Raw genomic sequence first — 5,511 nt, 5'->3', positions numbered from 1 at the left:
ATTGTAATATAACATTTCAGATGTTTTCAGCTTGTAATCAGAAGGAACCCGGACTTTTTCCTGTTCATATTTATTTATCAGTTCGATTAATGATGATGTTGCTTCTTTATCACTTTGTATTGAAAAAAGAGTTTCACTATGGGATGGGACATCTTCCTCAATTCTCTCTCTGCTGATACCGGGATTATTATAGTCAGAAAATCCTTTTTTGATTAATTCCTCTATTTCCTTAGCATTAAAATCTCCGACGGCAACTACAGCCATGAGTCCGGGACGATACCAGTCCCGGTAAAACCGTTTCAGACTGTCGTATTCAAACCCGGTGAGAGTCTCTTTTTTTCCAATGGGAAGTCTTTCACCATATTTTGAATCTTTAAAAAGGATGGGGAAGGTTTTATCCATCATTCTCGCTTGGGCGCCCCGGCCGAGTCTCCATTCTTCGAGAACAACCCCTCTTTCCTTATCAATTTCCTCATTGTCAAAGGTGACATGAAAAGCCCATTGATTAAGAACATCAATTCCCTGTTCCATCTGCTCCCGGACATCAGTTCTGACCTGCAGCTTGTAGACTGTTTCATCAAAAGATGTGTGGGCATTTATGTCGGCACCAAATTCCATACCAAAGGATTCAAGATAATAAATCAGATCATTCCTGGAATATTTTTCTGTTCCATTAAATGCCATATGTTCCACAAAATGGGCCAGCCCCTGCTGATCCTCATCTTCAAGAACAGAACCGGCATTTACAGCCAGTCTTAAAGTGGCTCTGTTTTCGGGGTAGGTATTTTCCCGGATGTAATAGGTCAGACCATTGTCCAGCACTCCGGTTATCACTTTCGGATCATTGGGAATGGCTTTTTCAGCAGTTCCTTTTGCGGAAAGCGTTGTTGTGGATAATAATAATATTGATATAAATATTACCAGATATTTTTTCATTGTCAGCTCCTGTTTTGTAATGGTACGTCTTTATATTTGAACTATTAAGGAATCGTTACAAGTTCAGTTAATGTCAAATCTCTTTTTTTACCGATTTATTCCATAACATTATTTCATACTTTTCAGCATCAAATCTTTATGGGGATAAATGTACTGATTCAGATGTCTACATGGAATCAATACATGTACATGTACATTAAGGAATATTTAGTTCACTTCACAGTACGATCACTCTTGATTCCTAACTGTTAATCATTAAACTTAGATTAATGATGACTTGTTTCAGTTAATTATCAAAGACTGAAATAAGACTAGAGAGAAAAGCATAATATGCAGAGGCTACAGTACAGAGCTCTTTATTACCAGTTCAACGAATCCTTACTTAGAAAGCTTTTTTCACTTTATCAAAGGAGAAAATATTATGAGCGAAATGGGTAAGTGTCCAGTAACTGGAGCAATGAGTCATTCAGCAGCTAAAGGAACTTCGAACAAAGAATGGTGGCCGAATCAGTTAAATTTAAAAATTCTTCATCAGAACACTTCAAAGCTAAATCCTATGGATAAGGATTACAACTATGCAAAAGAATTTAACAAACTGGATTTTAAAGCTCTGAAGAAAGATCTTTACGAAGTTATGACGGATTCCAAGGAGTGGTGGCCAGCGGACTATGGTCATTATGGTCCGCTTTTTATCCGGATGGCTTGGCATAGTGCGGGAACATACCGTACCAGTGATGGACGGGGAGGCGGAAATACGGGCAACCAGAGATTCGCACCTCTTAATAGCTGGCCTGATAATGTAAACCTGGATAAAGCCCGTAGACTTCTATGGCCGGTAAAACAAAAGTATGGCAATAAGATTTCCTGGGCAGACTTGATGATTTTAGCCGGAAATTGCGCTCTTGAATCCATGGGATTCAAGACTTTTGGATTTGCCGGTGGGCGTGAAGATATTTGGGAGCCCGAAGAGGATGTATATTGGGGAACAGAGACAGAATGGCTTGGAGACAAACGTTATTCCGGAGAAAGAGATCTGGAAAATCCTCTTGCTGCAGTACAGATGGGACTTATCTATGTAAATCCAGAAGGTCCTAATGGAGAGCCTATTCCTATAGAATCTGCAAAGGATGTAAGAACCATTTTTGCGCGAATGGCTATGAACGATGAGGAAACTGTCGCGTTGATCGCTGGAGGGCATACTTTTGGGAAATGCCATGGTGCCGGGGATGCCTCTCTCGTAGGTCCTGAGCCGGAAGCCGCTCCTATGGAAGAGCAGGGTCTTGGCTGGAAGAGCAGTTTCAAAAGCGGAAAGGGGGGAGATACAATAAGTAATGGCATTGAAGGGGCATGGAAACCGAATCCAACCAAGTGGGATTCAGGTTATTTGAAAGTGATGTTCAAATACGAATGGGAACTGCTTAAAAGTCCGGCTGGCGCCTATCTGTGGCTGTCAAAAGATACAGAGGATGAGGATATGGTTGTTGATGCACATGATCCGTCAAAAAAACATAGACCTATGATGACCACCGCTGACCTTTCACTCAAATTTGATCCAGCCTATGAGAAAATCGCTCGTCGATATCTGGATAATCCGGCTGAATTTTCAGATGCCTTCGCCAGGGCATGGTTTAAGCTTACTCACAGAGATATGGGACCTCGATCTCGTTATTTAGGACCAGAAGTTCCCGATGAAGAATTGATTTGGCAGGACCCTGTACAAAAAGTCGATCATAAACTGATAAATGATCAGGATATTGTTGAACTTAAAAAAAAGATTCTGACATCAGGCTTATCTGTTTCTCAGCTTGTTTCCACGGCATGGGCATCAGCATCAACATTCCGTGGTTCCGATTATCGGGGAGGGGCAAATGGTGCCCGGATTCGCCTTTCACCGCAAAAAAATTGGGAAGTTAACCAACCTGACTTATTGAAGAAAATTCTTCAGAAAATCGAGGGTATTCAAAAAAAATTCAATGACTCACAGGCTGGAGATAAGAGGGTTTCATTTGCAGATCTGATCGTTCTTGCAGGATGTGCTGCCATTGAAAAAGCCGCAAACGATGCCGGCAATGAAATCAGTGTTCCTTTCACACCTGGACGTACAGATGCAACCCAGGAGCAGACTGATGTCGTTTCATTTGCAGATCTTGAACCTTGTGCAGACGGATTCCGTAACTATCAGAATGCAAAATACCTTGTATCGGCAGAAGAATTGCTTATAGACAAGGCGCAGCTGCTGACCTTAACCGCTCCTGAATTGACTGTTCTTATTGGTGGTTTGCGCGTTCTGGGAGCGAATTACGGACAGTCTAAGCACGGTGTATTTACTGATAAACCCGAGACTCTAACAAATGACTTTTATATCAATTTGCTTGATATGGGGACAGAATGGAAACCTCTTTCAAAAGAGGGAGATGAGTTTGAGGGAGTAGACCGCACTACAGGTAAAAAGAAATGGACTGCAACAAGAGTAGATCTCGTTTTCGGTTCGAATTCACAACTCCGGGCACAAGCTGAAGTGTATGGCAGTAACGACTCTAAAGAGAAATTCTTAAAGGACTTTGTCAAAGCATGGGACAAGGTTATGAGACTTGATCGTTTTGACCTGAATTAAATCTGCAAGTTGGAAGTACTAATCAGGAGCGGGGAGAGGGTTTGAAGAAAGTTATTTTCGGAATTGTAAAAAAAACCCCTGCTGAATGAACAACAGGGGATAAAAAAAGAAGGAGATAAAAAAATTAAATTATTGCTTTCATGGCTGTCATGTAAGATCTCAGCTTTTTACCGATTACTTCAACACCATGAGATTGTATCTGTTCGTTAACTTTAATCAGTTCAACATTATCAACAGAACTATCTTCAGGAGAAAATGATTTGCCAATTATATCTGTTTTAACAACTTTCATAAAATCTGCCAGCATAGGTACAGCCTTGTTGGCAAAAAGGTAACAACCATATTCTGCTGTATCAGAAATTACTTTGTTCATTTCATAGAGTTTCTTTCTGCTGATAAGGTTCGCAATAAGAGGAACTTCATGAAGAGATTCATAATAGGCAGATTCTTCTTTGATTCCCGAATCTGTCATCGCTTCGAATGCCAGTTCAACACCGGATTTAATCATGGCAATCATTAGAACTGCATGATCAAAATACTCTTGTTCCTTAATTTCCATTGTACCGGCAGCCTGCTGTTCGAAGTTGGACTTACCTGTTTCTTCTCTCCATCTCAGGAGATCTTTATCATCTGCAGCCCAGTCTTCCATCATCACCCGTGAGAATTCTCCACTGATAATGTTATCCATATGCTTGTAGTACAAAGGTCTTAGAATATCTTTCAATTCTTCTGATAATTCAAAAGCTTTTATTTTTGCAGGATTGGAAAGTCTGTTCATCATATTGGTGATTCCACCATGTTTGAGAGCTTCTGTAATATTTTCCCATCCAAATTGAATCAGTTTAGATGCATATGAGGGATTTATACCCTTTTCAACCATTTTATCGAAACATAAAAGAGATCCTGTTTGAAGCATTCCGCATAAGATAGTCTGTTCACCCATAAGGTCGGACTTTACTTCAGCAGTGAATGATGAGTGAAGAACTCCCGCTCTATCGCCTCCGGTTCCGGACGCATAAGCTTTTGCGATTTCCAGTCCATCACCATTGGGATCATTTTCAGGATGCACGGCGATTAATGTGGGAACACCAAATCCTCTTTTATACTCTTCTCTCACTTCTGATCCCGGTGATTTGGGAGCAACCATGATTACAGTAATATCTTTACGGATTTCCATTCCCTCTTCCACAATGTTAAAACCATGGGAATAGGCCAGAGATGATCCTTTTTTCATTAATGGCATAACGGCACTGACAACAGGTGTATGCTGCTTGTCCGGTGTCAGGTTTAATACCAGATCAGCATTTTTTATCACTTCGTCATAAGTTCCGACTTTAAAGCCGTTTTCTGTTGCATTTTTCCAGGACTGTCTTTTCTCTTTTATGGCTCCTGCTCTTAAAGCATAGGAGATATCAAGTCCACTGTCTCTCATGTTCAGTCCCTGATGTAAACCCTGAGCACCGCATCCGATAATGACTATTTTTTTGCCTTTAAGTTTAGCAACGCCATTAAATTCATCTCTACTCATAAACCGGCAGGTACCAAGTTGTTTAATTTTGTCTCTTAAAGAAAGGGTATTAAAATAATTCATAAACAATCCTGTATAATTTTGTTAATTTTCTTAAAGATGTTTAAAAAAAAAATTTGGATTACGTTTTTCTGTATAAAAATCGTTCTACAAATAGAAACGACGATGACTTTATACTGAAAAACTTGTAAAAACATCTTTAAAATTAGCCATATTATGAAATATTGAGAAAAAATGGTCAATGTTTTAATCGGGCGTAATAGGAAATATTTTCTAGATCATCACCATATAATGCGTTGCTCATTCATATATTGTGTAGTATCTTTTATTCTGTTTATTGGGAAGGTAATTATTTTATGGAATTTCATTTTGATGTCTGTGGTGAAGATTACTCTTTGGCCGGCAGCGCATCGAGTATGATTAAGAAAAAATT

General features: G+C 39.6%; 3 protein-coding genes. 1 reads left to right on the top strand and 2 read right to left on the bottom strand.

Translation table 11 applies throughout. The features are described from left to right. Positions 1-936: pitrilysin family protein (locus tag PF479_RS15730; protein ID WP_298008367.1), on the bottom strand; the 936-nt coding region annotated here is incomplete at its 3' end. A 421-nt stretch (positions 937-1,357) separates the two neighbouring features. Between PF479_RS15730 and katG the strand changes: the two genes are divergently transcribed. Next, a complete protein-coding gene (katG, locus tag PF479_RS15725) occupies positions 1,358-3,550 on the top strand; it encodes a catalase/peroxidase HPI (RefSeq protein WP_298008364.1) in 2,193 nt (730 codons plus the stop codon). 124 nt (positions 3,551-3,674) lie between these two features. On the opposite strand, the gene ilvC is transcribed toward katG, so the two are convergent. Next, a complete protein-coding gene (gene ilvC / locus PF479_RS15720) occupies positions 3,675-5,147 on the bottom strand; it encodes a ketol-acid reductoisomerase (RefSeq protein ID WP_367277252.1) in 1,473 nt (490 codons plus the stop codon). Positions 5,148-5,511 lie beyond the last annotated feature (364 nt).

Source organism: Oceanispirochaeta sp. (genome assembly GCF_027859075.1).
In the GTDB taxonomy this organism is placed as follows: domain Bacteria; phylum Spirochaetota; class Spirochaetia; order DSM-2461; family DSM-2461; genus Oceanispirochaeta.
Note: the sequence above shows the minus strand (reverse complement) of the source record. Positions and strands in the feature narration are given on the sequence as shown.